This is a genomic window from Pedococcus sp. P2_F6, from assembly GCF_056403675.1.
Genome location: NZ_JBFUEZ010000001.1, coordinates 1099837 through 1114482 on the forward strand (window position 1 = coordinate 1099837; position 14646 = coordinate 1114482).

11 protein-coding genes are annotated in these 14646 nt (G+C 69.1%); 3 read left to right on the forward strand and 8 right to left on the reverse strand.

Annotation, left to right across the window (positions count from 1 at the left end; all coding sequences use genetic code 11):
• Positions 1-46: 46 nt before the first annotated feature.
• The 3 genes from AC1DWP_RS05220 to AC1DWP_RS05230 form a co-directional block, all read right to left on the reverse strand.
• Positions 47-1423, reverse strand: coding sequence for an HNH endonuclease signature motif containing protein (locus AC1DWP_RS05220; RefSeq protein ID WP_477613374.1), 1377 nt, complete (start codon positions 1421-1423; stop codon positions 47-49).
• A 301-nt stretch (positions 1424-1724) separates the two neighbouring features.
• The gene (locus AC1DWP_RS05225) at positions 1725-3614 is read right to left on the reverse strand and encodes a S8 family peptidase (protein ID WP_477613375.1); all 1890 of its coding nucleotides are present in this window, start codon (positions 3612-3614) and stop codon (positions 1725-1727) included.
• A gap of 148 nt (positions 3615-3762) precedes the next feature.
• Complete coding sequence (locus AC1DWP_RS05230; protein WP_477613376.1) at positions 3763-5907, reverse strand: MMPL family transporter; 2145 nt, start codon at positions 5905-5907, stop codon at positions 3763-3765.
• A 252-nt stretch (positions 5908-6159) separates the two neighbouring features.
• On the opposite strand from AC1DWP_RS05230, the gene AC1DWP_RS05235 reads away from it, so the two are divergent.
• Positions 6160-6924 carry a hypothetical protein gene (locus tag AC1DWP_RS05235; protein ID WP_477613377.1) on the forward strand — a complete coding sequence of 255 codons (765 nt, stop codon included), beginning with the start codon at positions 6160-6162 and terminating at the stop codon, positions 6922-6924.
• Positions 6925-6941: 17 nt separating this feature from the next.
• On the opposite strand, the gene AC1DWP_RS05240 is transcribed toward AC1DWP_RS05235, so the two are convergent.
• Both AC1DWP_RS05240 and AC1DWP_RS05245 read right to left on the reverse strand, forming a co-directional pair.
• Complete coding sequence (locus AC1DWP_RS05240; RefSeq protein WP_477613378.1) at positions 6942-7808, reverse strand: hypothetical protein; 867 nt, start codon at positions 7806-7808, stop codon at positions 6942-6944.
• On the reverse strand, positions 7805-8416 hold the full coding sequence (locus AC1DWP_RS05245) for a hypothetical protein (RefSeq protein ID WP_477613379.1): 612 nt from the start codon (positions 8414-8416) through the stop codon (positions 7805-7807). The genes AC1DWP_RS05240 and AC1DWP_RS05245 overlap by 4 nt, the downstream gene beginning before the upstream one ends.
• Positions 8417-8567: 151 nt before the next feature.
• On the opposite strand from AC1DWP_RS05245, the gene AC1DWP_RS05250 reads away from it, so the two are divergent.
• Positions 8568-9320: a DUF5995 family protein gene (locus AC1DWP_RS05250; RefSeq protein ID WP_477613380.1), complete on the forward strand. Its 753-nt coding sequence runs from the start codon at positions 8568-8570 to the stop codon at positions 9318-9320.
• Between the two features lie 18 nt (positions 9321-9338).
• Here AC1DWP_RS05250 and AC1DWP_RS05255 read toward each other — a convergent pair whose 3' ends face one another.
• The 3 genes from AC1DWP_RS05255 to AC1DWP_RS05265 all read right to left on the reverse strand — a co-directional run bounded on the left by AC1DWP_RS05255 (position 9339) and on the right by AC1DWP_RS05265 (position 12050).
• Positions 9339-10025 (reverse strand): DUF4230 domain-containing protein, encoded by a 687-nt coding sequence (locus tag AC1DWP_RS05255; protein ID WP_477613381.1) that lies wholly within the window; start codon positions 10023-10025, stop codon positions 9339-9341.
• A 68-nt stretch (positions 10026-10093) separates the two neighbouring features.
• The gene (locus tag AC1DWP_RS05260; protein WP_477613382.1) at positions 10094-11524 is read right to left on the reverse strand and encodes a nuclease-related domain-containing protein; all 1431 of its coding nucleotides are present in this window, start codon (positions 11522-11524) and stop codon (positions 10094-10096) included.
• A complete protein-coding gene (locus AC1DWP_RS05265; protein ID WP_477613383.1) occupies positions 11502-12050 on the reverse strand; it encodes an excalibur calcium-binding domain-containing protein in 549 nt (182 codons plus the stop codon). Before AC1DWP_RS05265 ends, AC1DWP_RS05260 begins: the two co-directional genes overlap by 23 nt.
• 301 nt (positions 12051-12351) lie before the next feature.
• Between AC1DWP_RS05265 and AC1DWP_RS05270 the strand changes: the two genes are divergently transcribed.
• Entirely contained in the window at positions 12352-14583 is a 2232-nt protein-coding gene (locus AC1DWP_RS05270; protein ID WP_477613384.1) for an FG-GAP-like repeat-containing protein, read from the forward strand.
• Positions 14584-14646: the final 63 nt, after the last annotated feature.

The following is a 14646-nucleotide window of genomic DNA, read 5'->3' on the forward strand; positions in this document are numbered from 1 at the left end:
GGCATGCTTCGCACCCCGCACGAGCCGTGCGAGGTGCGAAGCGGGTTCATGGTCGGGGCGGCGTCTCGCTCCGGCCGGGATCGAGCTCTGACGCGCGGCTGGCGCGCCATTCCTCGAGGTAGGTGTCGTAGGAGCCGGGCGTCAGGTCCCACCGCACGAACGGACCGTTCGGGCCGGAGACGACCTCGCCGGCGTAGCGGTGGTTGTGCACGACCGTGTGATGTCGCTGGCACAGCAGCGCCCCGTGCTCGACGTCGGACGGACCGCCATCTGCCCAGTGAATGAGGTGGTGAGCGTCAGACCAGGTCGGCGGCTTGGTGCAGCCGGGGAACGTGCAGTGCCGGTCTCGTAGCCACAGGTGGCGGATCTGGGCCTGGGTGAACAGCCGCACGGCCCGGCCCTGCTCGAGAGTCTCACCCTTGGAACCGAGCACCGCCGGAACGATCTCGGCGTCGCAGGCCAGCCGACGCATCGTCTCGATGGACAGGGGTTCTCCCTCCACTGTGAGGCCAGCCCCGCGGCAGGTCTGTTGCAGCTCGTCCAGGCCGATGGTCACGACCACGCTGGTCTTGGCTTGGCGGGGCACACCTTCCGGGGCGCTCACGGCCCGCTGGACCAGCTCGACCAACGCGTCCGCCCGTCGCGCGCCGGGCGTGCGCGGGTCGCGCTCCTTCGTCTCGGGGTCGGTCTGCGGCTTGGCCAGCGCATCGACCGCCGCGTCGACGATCGCGGCGCCCTCGGTGTCCAGCAGCATCGTGTAGCGCCACATCCCCATCGGGCCCTTGCCCTTCACCAGGGACCGATGCGCGCGCTTCACCTCCGCGTCGTGCTCGATCAGCCGGTCCGGTCGCATCATGTCGGCAGTCCGGCGCACCCCGATGGCGAGCGACTTCTCTGACATCCCGTCGTATCCGCGCGACCCCGTCAGCAGGTGCTGGGTTGCGTCCTCCAGCTCGACGGGGTCGGCCATGCCGCGGACACCCTCGTGGAACCGCACCAGCATGGCCGCCTTGCCCACCGGCAGCGCATCGGTCGCCTCCGGGTCCAGTCCCTCGGCAAGGGCTTCCTGCACCCCCGCCAACCGAGGCTCACCGTAGGAGCCCGCGACAGTGTCCAGGTCGGACAGCAGCCGCGGGCTCAACCCCGGCGCCCTCAGCCGCGCCCAGTCGTGAGCCCCCCACCCCTCGCCCACCCCGAGCCCACGCGACTTCGCCTCCACCAGCACCGCCGCCAAGTGGGCCTCGGTGCTTGCATGGAGCTGCCCGAGGGTGGCCATGGCGTCCTCGACCTCGCCGTCCGACAACGCCCACAACTGACCCGCCCCGGCGCCAGCCAACGCATCGCGCGACTCCCGGGCAGCATCCAGCACCGGTCGAGCGTGGGGTGCCCGTCCTCGCGTCGTGCCATCGGGTGCGATTGCCATGACCCCAACGCTAGACCGACCTACCGACAACCCAAGCGAATCCACCCGTCGCGAATTCGCTTGCTGTTCAATACCTTTCGATCTTTCAGCCAGGCATGCCGTCACGGCGCCGATACGGCGCCGTATCTCCACAACGACGCCGATACGGCGCCGTTGTGGCGCCGTATCGGCGTTGCCCGTCCACAGGTCCGCGGCATCAAGGCTGTCGCCGGCGCCCAACCCGGCGATCTGTGGACAACCTTCCGCTCAGAGCGAACCTTCAGCGGGACCGGACAACAGCGCCGTATCGGAACCAGCCGGCTCAGCCCTTCTGGAGCTGGGCCACGTGCAGGGTCACCATCCGTCCACCGACGCTGTCGGAGTCGAGCGTGTCGGGGTCGGAGACGGCGTAGTTGCCGACGACGTCGAACGTGTAGGTCCCCGCCGAGGTGACAGGCACCTGGACGGTCGCCGTCCCAGCCCCTTCGGTGAACGACTCGGTCGACGTGCCGATGACAGCCCCGGACGGGTCCTTCAACGTGACCGTGTAGCTCGTGCCGTTGATGCCCACCGCTGCGAGCGACGGGTGCGACAGCGAGACCTTGAGCGAACTCACGCCAGAGCCGACCGGCACCGTGTAGGTGTGGCTGTCGGTGCCGCCCACGGTGGCGCGCGGGCTGTCGTACGTCCAGAAGTCACCGCGCGCGACCTTCCAGCCGTCCTCGGCCAGGACGCGGGCGTCGGCCTGGGCGCTGGCCCGGGCGAGGTCCTTGGCCCAGCTGCGACCACTCACCAGGGCGACGGCCTTGTCGAGGTTCGCATAGCCGTAGCCGATCTGCCAGAACGGCAGCGTGCCGGTGTTGTCGTCGTTCGTGACCGGGCTGGCCGTAGCCTGCAGCGCGAGCCGCACCTGGTCGGGCGTGAGGGCCGGGTTCGCCTGCTTCAGCACCGCCGCCGCGCCCGCGATGTGAGGCGAGGCCATGGACGTGCCCGAGGCGGTGGTGTTCTCCCCCGGCGGGCACGGGCCGACGACGGTGCCGGTCGTGTCGCACGTCGATGAGATGTCGACACCAGGTGCAGTCACGTCCGGGTGCACGAGACCGATGCGGTCGCCGGTGTACGTGGTGTGGCCACCGGCCGTGATCCCGGTCGGCTGCGAGTTGTCGTGCGTGAGGCCGTTCGACGAGAAGTCGCCGCGGTGCCGGTCCACCGAGCCAGCCGCGACCGAGATCACCCAGGGCGACTGGCTGAACGGGTTGAGACTCAGCTCGACGTTCTCGGAGCCCGAGTTCCCGGCGGCGAAGACGACCGTGACGCCTTGGTCCACCACGGCTTTCGTCGCCACGGCCACCGGGTCGCGCGGGTCGAACTGGCGGTAGGAGTTGCCCCAGCTGTTGTTGACGACGTCGATGCCCAGCAGGTCGGGCTGGTCGAGCATGTAGTCGTAGGCGGTCACGACGGCCGTGGTGAACAGGACCGCGCCGATCGCGAAACAGTCCAGCTCAGCCTCGGGGGCCACGCCGTAGCGTGAACCGTCCGTCACCGAGCTCGAGTCGGCAGCGATGATCCCGGCCACGTGGGTGCCGTGCCCCGACCCGAGATCCGTGTTCGAGTACGGCCCCTGGTCAGCCGGCACGACGAGCGTGGTCGACGAGTCTGCGGGGAGGTTGGCGTACTCACCACTGACCAGCGAGACGTTGTGCTTCACGCGGTGCGCGAGGTCGGGATGCGTTGCGTCGCAACCGGAGTCGACCACCCCGACAGTGACACCCTTGCCCGTGAGTCCCTTGGCCCGCAGCGCGGCGCCACCCATCGCATCAGACGACGTGGTGTCGAGCAGTTGGATGTTCTCGTCGGGATAGACGTCGTTCGCCACGCCCGTGGTCACCGCCGACCGGAACTGCGCCACCGTGCCACTCACCAGCGCGAGCGGCAGCCGCTTCATGGGCTGCACGGTGAGGCCGAGGGCCTTGAGAGCGGTCACCTGGGTGGCCGTGGGTATGCCGTCGAACGTCGCGATCGCGCGTCCGCTCGGCGTGCCGTTGTCGAGCAGCCTGGCCAAGCCCGGGGTGTCTCCCCCAACGACCCCAGCAGGGAGGGTGACGGTGGTCGCGGAAGCCGCCCCCGCGGCATACCCGCCAGTCACGATCAGGGCGAGGGCGGTCGCGCCGGTGAGCGCGGCCTTGGTGGCGCGGTGGGACGTGCGAAGCATGGTTCCTCCACGGAGCAGTAGGTGCACCGTTAACGCGACGCGCAGGCTCGGGGTTACGCGAGTCCCAGTCGCGGGTTCCTGACCTCGGCTCCCAGGCCAAGGCAGGGGTATGCCGCGGGGCCCGGCCCCGCGGCATACCTCACCTTGCTCAGTGGGTGGGCTGGAGCGTGGCCTCGGTCTCCTCCGGGGCCGTCGGCGTCGTAGCGTCGAGCGAGGCGTCACGCGAGGAGAGGCTGCTCGGCCACCACATGCGCCCGCGCACGTCGAGGTTGAGCGCCGTGACGAGGACGGACCGGACCACGAGCGTGTCGAGCAGGACGCCGAGCGCTACGGCGAACCCGATCTCCGCGAAGGTGACCACCGGCAGGGTGGCGAGCACCGCGAACGTCCCCGCGAGGACGAGACCGGCGGAAGTGATGACGCCACCGGTCGCGGCGAGCCCGACGAGGGCGCCACGTCTCGTGCCGATGTCCTTGGCCTCCTCGTGGACGCGGGTCATGAGGAAGATGTTGTAGTCGATCCCGAGCGCGACGAGGAAGACGAAGACGAACAGCGGCAACGACGAGTCCGCCCCGGCGAAGCCCAGCACGTGTCGGAAGATCAACGCCGACAAGCCCATTGCCGCGCCGTAGGACAGGACCACGGTGCCGATGAGGATGAGCGGTGCGGTGATGGCGCGCAGCAGCAGGATCAGGATCAGCAGCACGACGCCGAGGATGAGCGGGATGATCCGCAGGTTGTCGTCGGCCGACGCGCGCAGGGTGTCGGCTCGAGTGGCGGTGTCACCACCCGCGATCGCCTTGGCCCCCGGGACTTCGGCGATGGCGGTGCGGATCCGGTCGACGCTCTGGGTGGCCGCGTCGGAGTCAGGGGCGTCGGTGAGGGTCGCCTGGATCAGCGAGAGGTTGCCCTTGGTCACCGGGTCACCGACCGTGGCGACGCCCTTGACCGACTTGAGGGTGGTCACGACGGCGGCGGCCTGGTCGGCGTTGGACAGCACCATGACGGGCGACCCTGCGCCGGCCGGGAAGTGGCGGGCCAGGACCTGTTCTCCCACTACGGATTCCGGCGTGCCGTAGAAGGCGTCCTTGTTCTGCAACCCGACCGCGTTCAGCTGGAGGATGCCGAGCGAGGCGATGGCCAGGAGCAGGGACGTGACGACCCAGGTGCGCCGCGGGGCGCGGGCGATCCGGGCGCCGATCCGCGCCCAGAAGCCGTCACGGGTGTGGTCGACGGAGCCGTACGACGGACGCACCGGCCAGAAGATCCAGCGCCCGCAGACCACGAGCAGCGCCGGCAGCAGCGTCAGCATGACCAGCAGCCCGACCGCGACGCCGATGGCCGCGACCGGCCCCAGGCCCTTGGTGGAGTTCATCGTCGCGAACAGCAGGCACAGCATGCCGGCGATGACGGTGGCGCCGGAGGCGAAGATGGCGGGCCCTGCGCGGTGCAGCGCAAAGGCCATCGCCTCGTGCCGGTCCTCGTGACGACGCAGCTCTTCGCGATAGCGGGCAACGAGCAGCAGGGCGTAGTCGGTCCCCGCCCCGAACACGATGACCGTGAGGATGCCCGAGCTCTGCGCGTTCACCGTCAGGGTGTCGTCCTTGGCGAGGAAGTAGATGACGGCCTGGGCGACGAAGAGCGCGGTGCCCGCCGAGATCACCGGGATGAGCCACAGGACCGGGCTGCGGTAGGTCAGCAGCAGGATGATGATGACGACGGTCATCGCCGAGTAGAGCAGCTTGCCGTCGATGCCGGAGAACGCCTCCGACGAGTCCGCCGAGAAGCCGACCGGGCCGGTGACCAGCATCGACAGTCCGTCCGGTCGGTCCTGGGCGATGGCGCGCAGGTCCTTCACGGTCGCGCCGAGCGAGTCCCACCCGGCATCGCCGGCGTCGATCGGCACGATCACCTGCAGGGCCTTGCCGTCCTGCGAGGGGATCGGGCCCACGGAGTCGTTGCGGACCGGCTCGAGGGCGTTGAACTTCGCGACCTGGGCGGTGACCGACTGGGTGTCCGCCGGTGTCAGCCCGCCGGGCCGCTCGTAGACGATGACAGCCGGGAACTCGTTCTTGCTCTGGAACGCCTCGATCTGCTTGACCACCTGGGTCGACTGCGCATCCGCTGGCAGCCACGCGACCGCCTCGTTGTTGAGGGCGCCCTGCAGCTTTCCCGCGGGTCCGAACGCCGCGGCCAGCACCGCCAGCCAGAAGACGAGGACGAACCACTTGGTCACCTTCGATGACGGGAACCACGCCAACCGCCCGACGTCCCCGATCCGTGTCTGTGCCATCGCTGTCGCCTCTCCCCTACCCGGTGTCGCACCTCCCAGCTCGGCGCAGTTTCGCTCCACCGTAAGCCGCGTTCGTGGTGTCGTACAACGGCTTTCGCGCGCAGTGAGGTTGGTCTCAGGGAACGGTCAGGGCTGACCCTGAGACGCTTTCGGGCATTTCGGGTCGTATGCCGCGCGGCTACGACCAATGGCCGACCCGGGCGTGGGCCTGCTGCACCTACCGTGGAGGAAGCAGCACGGAGAGGGGACACCATGGCCAGCACCCTCGCCGTCGACGGGCGGTGGGACGACCAGCACCCACCGACATACCTCCACGAGCTGCTCGAGATCCTCCGGGTTGTCGGGGTGGTGGGAATCGGGTGGGGATTGGTGTGCCTGGGGCTGGGCGGCCGGCTCGCGATGTTCCTGTTGCGCTTCACCTCCCCCGACTACGTGCGGGGCGTGCTGAGCGACGACGGCTTCATCATCGGGCGGTTCACGTTGTCGGGCACCTACAACCTTGCCGTTCTCGGGGCCGCCTTCGGGGTGATCGGGACGGCCGCCTACATCGCGGTGGCGCCGTGGCTGATCGGTTCGCCGGGTTTTCGCCGGTTCACGGTCGCCCTCACCAGCGCCGCGATCGGCGGCTCGGGGACCATCCACTACGACGGCATCGACTTCCACGCGCTCAAGCCGCAGGCCTTCGCCCTCGCGCTCTTCATCGCCCTGCCGTTCCTCTTCGGCTACGGCGTCGCGCTGCTGGTCGACAAGGTCGCGGAGCGGGACTCGTGGACCCGTCGAGGCAGGACGGCGTGGGTCCTGCCGCTTGTGCTCCTGGTGCTGATCGCGGCCAACCCGCTCGTGGCCGTGGTCCCGACGGTCGCGGCGATCATCGCCGTCCTGCTCGTCGCGCGCCGACTGTTCCACCGGCCGATCGCGTCCTCGCCAGTGGGGACCTTCGCAGCCCGGACGTTCTACTTCGCGATCGCCGCCTACAGCTTCTCGCAGTTGGGGATGGACCTGGTCGACTTCGCCTGACCGACGCTGGGCGCCCCCTACTCATCCGCCAAGGACCCGGCCGACCGCGCGCGAGAGCGTTCGTGTCGACCACGACTCCCCTGACGACCCGGGTCCCGCACTGCTGACACGATTGAGGCCGCGAACAGCCCGACGAAGCCCACTGCCATCACCCAGGTCAGCGGACGGTCGGTGAAGAACTCGTCCCTCGCCCGCACGGCGGCCACCAGGATCAGGGCGAACATCACGAGCTGCACCCGTCGCATCAGCCGCACCGACTCCCAGCGGTCGTCGACCAGCACCCCCAGCCCCGCAGCACCCAGGCAGAACGTCGCGCCCACCACCCGACTCGTCAGCGGGGTGAGCGGCCACGGCCAGACGGTGATCGCCCAGGCCGGCGCGACAAAAAGCACCAGCCCGGTCACGACCGCGAGCCCTCCCATGTCGGCCACGAACCGTCGTGCCACGCGGCCGAGGCGAGGTGCGTCAGGAGCTGGCTCCGCGGCATACCTCTGGTTGGTGAGCCAGGCCGCCGCGACCAGGAAGGGAGCGGTGAAGTAGAGCCCCGCCCACAGCCAGAACGCGACCGTGTCGTGGGAGAACTTGTCCCAGTGCATGATCGTGGCGACGCCGAGCAGCGTCGCGAACAGGGCGACCGAGACGAAGCCCGCGCGCACCGCCGCCCAATGGGCCTCGAGGAGGACCACGCGGAGGAAGAAGTAGCAGCCGCCGAGGTAAGCCGATGCCAGCAACATCGAGGTCATGTGTGCCTGGATGGTCCACGACCAGAGGCGGGCGGTGTCGCCGGGGAAGCCGTAGAGCAGGATGAAAGCCACGAGCAGGAACGGCGCGATGAAGGCCGCCAGGCCCCGGGTGGTGGTGAGCACCCGGTCGTCGCGGGTCATGCCGGCACCCGTGAGACCGAGTCGAGCAGGGCTGCGTAGGAGGCCACCAGGGCGCGCCGTTCGGCGGCGAGTCGCGGGTCGGCGAGGTCGCACCCTGCGGCCACCCACGCGTCCGACAGGTCCATCGCCTCGGCCCGCCATCGAGCGGCTTCGCGCATCGTCGACCGGGGCGCCGAGTAGACGTGGGCGTACAGCTCAACCAGGGCATGCTCGAGCTCGCCCCGGGTCGCGGAGTCCGCACGCTGGTGGGCCCGGTGGATCCGCCACCACTCGACCTCCAGCTCCGATGCCCGCTGCGGGTCGAAGGTCAGGTCCGAGTGCGCGAGGACGAGCTCGTAGAACCGCCGCATCGACGCCCGCGCGGCGTCAGGATCGTTGTGGGGCACCGGTGCCCACGCCTTGTTGGCGCGCAGGACGTGCCACGCCGCGACGAACGTCAGCCGCGGTCCGAGGCCGAATCCCTGGTCGACCATGCCGACGAACGCCCGCAGGGCCGGGCCCCACTCGCGTCGGTAGTAGCTCGCCCACGCCTGGGTCTCCAGGCGCCCGAGGGCGACGGGGTCGAAGTCACGAGGACTGTGGCGACTGAGACTGTGTCGACTTGCCACGCCGCACCTGCTTCCCGGCGGGAGGCGTCCGTCCCCAGCCGCTGACGTCCCCCCACGCGAGCCGCTGACCAACCACCAACACGAGCGCTGGCGACCGCCGGCCCCACGGCTCGATAATAGTCGCGCACGCCCGTCCGGTCAGGGGGTTCAGATGCCCGAACGCGACATCGAAACAGTCGTTGCCGCCATGGATGCCCGGCTCGTCCGGATGCCTCCCGAAAGGACCGCGCAGCGACTGTTCCTCGAGACCTACCGCCGGACCACACTGGCCGTGGGCAAGGCGATCGCGGACGCGCAGTTCGAGGACCCGGAGTGGGTCGAGCGGTGGGACGTGGTGTTCGCCGACCTCTACCTGGACGCGCTCGACCTCGACCTTGCGGGGAGTCCTTCCGTGCCACGGCCCTGGCGCTTGGCCTTCTCCGCGCCTGAGTCCCTGCCTGCGCTCCGGCACGTTCTGCTCGGCATCAACGCGCACATCAACTACGACCTGCCGCAGGCGTTGCTGGCCGTGATCAGCGACGCGGAGTTCGCCGACCCGCGGGTCGTCGCGCGGCGCGCGCGTGACCACGAGCGGATCGATGGGGTGCTGTCCGGACGCGTCGCCGCCGAGGACGACGAGCTCGGGGTGGTGTCCACGCGCACTCTCGTCGACCGGGTGCTACAACCGCTGAACCGCTTGAGCTCCAAGCGATTCCTGCGCGAGGCGCGCCAGAAGGTCTGGCACAACACCGTCGAACTCCAGCACGCGCGCGTGGCCGGCCCGGAGGCGTATGCCGCGCGGCTGGCAGAGCTCGAAGTGCTGAGCGCCGCGCGCATCGCCGACTTGTTGGCGCCGGGTCAGGTGTTGCTGCGGTTGGCCGTGGCTGGGTTCGGGGTGACCCTCCCGCCGCCGTCCCTCACCTGACGTTGCGCGGGATGTGGGTCAGCGTGGGTCCTCGTCGTAGGTGATCGTGACGGTCGTGTAGCCGAGCGAGCCGAGCAGGCCGCGAAGCATCTTGCTCGTGTTCTCCTTGGCCTGGTTGGTCAGCAGGTCCTCGCCTGTGGCAGCTGCGGTCATCTGGCTGATCGCCTTGAGCTGGGCCTGCCGCTCGAGGTCCGACCCCTGGAACCGGTTGATGAGCCCCTTCTCGTGGCTGACCACATAGCTCGACTGCAGGTCGAGCACGGGCTTGCCGGCGGTGGGTGCAGGCAGCTTGATCGTTACCGACTTCGTCTCTTCGGAAACGACGACTCGGCTCTTGTCGAGCCCGCCGAAGTCCACGACCGCGTCCACGTCGCCCTTGCCGACGTAGAGCACCCGCTCGCCACTGACCCAGGCGGGCAGGTGGTTGGTGTCCTTGTCGAGGTCGACGACGGTCTCGTAGTGCCCTGTCACCGCGTGGTACTCGCTGATGTCAGTGAGCGACCTGAGCACCGGCGACCCGCTGCGGTCGGTCGTCTTGTCGCCGAACGGGTTGAGCGAGGGCCGCCAGCCGGCGAGCAGGCCCACCGCAGCGGCGACCAACGCCACGATGACGACCGCCCCCACGACTGACGTGATCACCGCAAGGGTGGGCAGCAATCGGAAGCGGCGGTCAAGGAGGGCCGACTTGTCGGACAAATCGCGCATGCTGCGAACGGTAGCCGAGCAAGGGCACCACGTCAGTGCAGCGCGACCCTCGGCCGTGTTTTGGTTCCCTAGTCGGGAGTGTTGGCGGCACGAGCGATCGCCAGGGCCATGGCCCGTCCGCGATCGTCGCTCACGCCCAGGTCAGTCCTCGCAACCGACACGTAGGTGTCGGCGCGGGCCTTGATTGCGTGCGCGCCCGTCCTGATGGGCTGCCCCGCCGCGATCCACACTGCGGTGGCCATGTCATAGCTGGCGTCATAGGCGGTGCCATACACGGCACGTCGCTGCTTGACTGACGTCTCCAGCTGAGTGTCGTAGCGCGCGTGTCCGTCGCTCATCCTGATGGTCACCAAAACCGTTGAGGCATCATCAAGCCTCGTCCCCCAAGCGCATCCAGTCGACACGACGACAGGCTTGACGGATCTCCCAATGATCTTGGCGATCTCCGCCCCAGTGGCATCAGCGCAGTCTGGCGGACCCACAGGTTTCGCGACGGCCTTGGGCACTGTCTTCGCGGGTGTTGGGCTCGGCTGCTTCTTCGAGCCGGCTGATGGTTTCGACATCGCAGTCGGCGCACCCGATCGAGTCGCAGTCGCCGAAGGCGTGCTCCCAGCCTGCGGCTCGGCCATGCGTTCGACGCCGGACGTGAGCAGCGAGGGTAAGACCTTCAGGAGGACCAGGAAGGTGCCCACCATCAGCCCGGTGACGACAATGCGACCCAACACGGAGACGACGCGTCTGCCCGAGGATTGCCTCGGCCCGGAGCCCCCGCTGATCCGTGGAACGCCCTGAGCCCCAGCCCCATTTCGCGGCCTTCGCGTGCGCATTGCACCTCGCCCTTCCTTGCTCGTGGCCAGCGTGGCGCGCCCGATCGCCGCAAGGAGCTCGGGATCGGTGGTGGTCGACGGAAACTCCGTCATGAGTCGCGTAGAGAGCTTCGAGACCGTCTCCGCATCCATGCGAGCAGTCCGCGATGTCAGCCAGCCCGCAAGTTGTCCGATGGGAACCACCCACACACCGCGAACCTGCTGTGGCTCGCCAAAGCGCTGTGCTTCGGCGCCCGCCAGACAGATAACCGGAGTGACCGGTGCCCCGAGAATCTCGGACATGCGGGCTCCCATGCCGTGCACCTTCGCCAGCTGCTCGTGCATGGACTGGTGCTGCCTCGTGCCATCAGCACCGAAGGTGTGACGGTAGAGGCCGCCCTCCCACTCGGTGACGTGTCCGGACCAGTTCTTCGCGTCAATCAGTAGCACGCCTGCAGGGCCAGCCACGAGATGGTCGAGATTCGCCTCGGACAACCCCGGACGAAGCAGCCGATCATGCAGGACAGTCCAGCCCCCACCAAGGCCAGCCAGAGCCTCGGCAACGCGTCGCTCGCCCTCAGCACCAGCCGCCCAGGCCCTTGCGGAATCGTCACCCTGTGCCGCGAGTTCGCGAGCACGACGATCCGCGCTTCCTCCCTCAAGCCCCACGCTAGTTCTCGCAGCCCACGCCATCGCCGTCGCGGTCCAGCTTCCGGCTGTAGCCAGGATCCCCAACGTGCACGGGAGCCGCTCCAGCAGCTCGGGCGGCGTCGCAGTTCTCGTAGTAGACCGAGGCCGACGCTTCGGCGGCGGCCGCAGCCTTCGCTGCCGCGGCTGCCTTGGCCGCCGCAGCCGCCTTGGCCTTCGCAAGAGCAGCAGCTTTGGCCTTCGCGATTGCCGCTGCCTTGGCCTTCGCGATCGCGTCGGCCTTGGCCTTCGCGATCGCGTCGGACTTGGCCTTCGCTATGGCGGCTGCCTTGGCCTCCGCCTCAGCCTGCGCTTTGGCCGCAGCCGCTGCCGCTAGGAGCTGTGCGTCGGGCGTCGGCGATGCCGCGGAACTCGTGCTCGGCGCGGGCGTCTTCGACGACCGTGCGTCCACCAGGGCGACCGGACGTCGATCCTCGCTCCCTGCGCCATCCTGACCTGCAGCACAGGAGCCAAGTGTGGCAGCGGCAAGCAGGGCGGCAAGCATCATCGGGGCAGTGCGGGCAAACTTCATGGGATCCCCCTCAGGAACGACCGGTTGGAGGGAAGTTAGCGCCCGGCGTAGGACATATCTGGAGATTCGGGTGTTTCCGGCCCAACGGACGATGACTGGGCCACGGGCGAACGGGACTGGTGGCACGCGGCGCGTCGCGACGACACGCCGGTGTCGGATCGTCCTAACGGACAGCTTTCCGGGAGGAATGCGACAGCACGCCGCACCGGGTGGCACTCTTCACTGTCGTCACACCAGCCTCCTGTCCCCCACGATCCCCCCGGACTCCAACGTGCGCCTTCTGCCTGCCTCCCTCGCTGTCTTGGCCATCACCCCCGTCTTCGTGACCCTCCCCACGGTGTCCTTCGCCTCCACGGACACGCCCCATCCCGTCGCGCCACATGTGCAGTCGACTGCGGTCCGCGGAATCGACGCCGCGGCGAACGGCCAGCTGCGAAACCGCCGCGTCCTTCGTGCCGGCCACGCCACCAGCACTCTCACGCCGGTGCAGGAGCGGTCCCGGTTCACCGTCGCGGGAGTGTCGTGGGCGCGCACTACAGGGCTCAGCGGCGACGACGTGATCGTGCAGGTGCGCGTGCGAGAGGACTCAGGCTGGAGCGACTGGGAGACGCCCGGGGTGACCGACGAGGGTCCGCAGGGCGGGACCACCGAGTCGAGCACGGCCCGCCTCGGCACGAACCCGCTCGTCACTGACGGAGCGACCGCGATCCAGGTGCGGGTGGACACGACGAACGGGCAGCCGCTGCCCGACGTCAGGGTCACCACCATCAACCCCGGGTCGTCGTCCGCGGATGACGACCTCGTGCCCCACACGCCCGCCGCCTCAGCCTCCGCCGCGGCGACGATGCCGACGATCATCACTCGCAAACAGTGGGGCGCCGACGAGTCGCTGCGCGGGTCGACGACCTACAACACCACCGTCAAGGCGATCACGATCCACCACACGGCCAGCTCCAACGACTACACCGAAGCCACCGCCGCCGCCCAGATCCGCGGCATCTACGCCTACGACACCAAGGGCCTCGGCTGGTCGGACATCGCCTACAACTTCCTCGTCGACAAGTTCGGCCGGATCTACGAGGGCCGCGCCGGATCCATCACGCAGGCAGTGCGGGGGGCCCACGCCATGGGCTTCAACACCAACACGATGGGCGTCGCCGCGCTCGGCAACTACGAGACCACTGCTGCGCCCGCCGTCATGGTCGACTCGATCGCGAAGGTCGCTGGTTGGAAGCTGTCGCAGTACGGCGTCGACCCGACCGCCACGACGAAGCTGACCTCGGCCGGCGGGACGGGCACCAAGTTCGCTGCCGGCGTCGTGGCGACCCTTTCGACCGTCAACGCGCACCAGAACACGTCGTACACCGCCTGCCCCGGCAAGAACCTGTACCCGATGATGGCGACCATCCGCAGCAAGGCCGCCCTCTACGCGAAGTACTCGTCAACCGCCGGTCCGGCGCCGGTCACGACGGCGAACCTGTTCGCGGCCTACGGCACGCTCACCCTTGCCACGGGTTCGACCGGATGGCCAGTCCGAGATCTCCAGCTCGAGCTCAACAAGCGCGGGTATGCCGCGGGCACGGCAGACGGCTCGTTCGGCGCCTCCTCGCTTGGTGCGGTGCAGCGCTTCCAGAAGGCTGCTCTGCTCACGGTCACTGGCAAGGTCGCGGCCAACGACTGGCGGGCGCTGTCGGGGATCAGCTACGTGAAGACAGGGGCTCCCCCGCCGCCAGCTGCCCCCGTGCCCGCGAAGGCGATCGTGGGCTTCAACGCCGACGGACGCGGCGACGTCATCGGCCGGACCACGTCCGGCGATCTGTACTTCTACCCCGCCAAGGTCGGCGGCATCGGGACGCCGGTACGGATCAGCAGCGGCTGGAACGCCTACCGCCAGGCCATCTCCCCCGGCGACCTCTCCGGCGACCGGTTCGCCGACGTGCTCGCCACCACCTCCACGGGCGCGGCCTACCTGTTCAAGGGCAACGGCAGGGGCGGCCTCCTTCCTGGGAGCACCCTGCTTTCGCGCTCCTGGTCGGCCTACACCGACATCCTGACGCCTGGCGACTGGACCGGCGACGGCAAGCCAGACCTGTTGGCGCGCAAGGCGAATGGCGAGCTGTGGATGGTCGCCGGCAACGGCAAGACCGGCTTCCCCGGCACCTGGCGGCGGATCGGCACCGGCTGGCAGATGTTCAGCCAGATGATCACCCCGGGGGACGTCACCGGCGACGGCCGCGTCGACCTCCTGGGCCGCACCCCCGCGGGCAAGCTCTACCTCTACAAGGGCACCGGAGTGGCCACCGCCACCGCGACCGGTTACTTGCCTGGAGTCCCAGTTTCGTCCGGCTGGCAGGTCTTTAACACGGTGCTCTCGACCGGTGACCTCACTGGCGACGGCAAGGCCGACCTGATCGCGCGCACCCCAGCCAACGTCGACTACGTGTATGCCGGGACCGGCAAGGGCGCCTTCGCATCACCCAAGCGCTTCACCGCCCCCTGGGGCGCCACCACCAGAATCACCGGAGTGCGCTGACCCAACACCCCCGAGGTATGCCGCGTGATCACCGCGGCGGTGAGCGCGAGGCTCTCCCCTCGA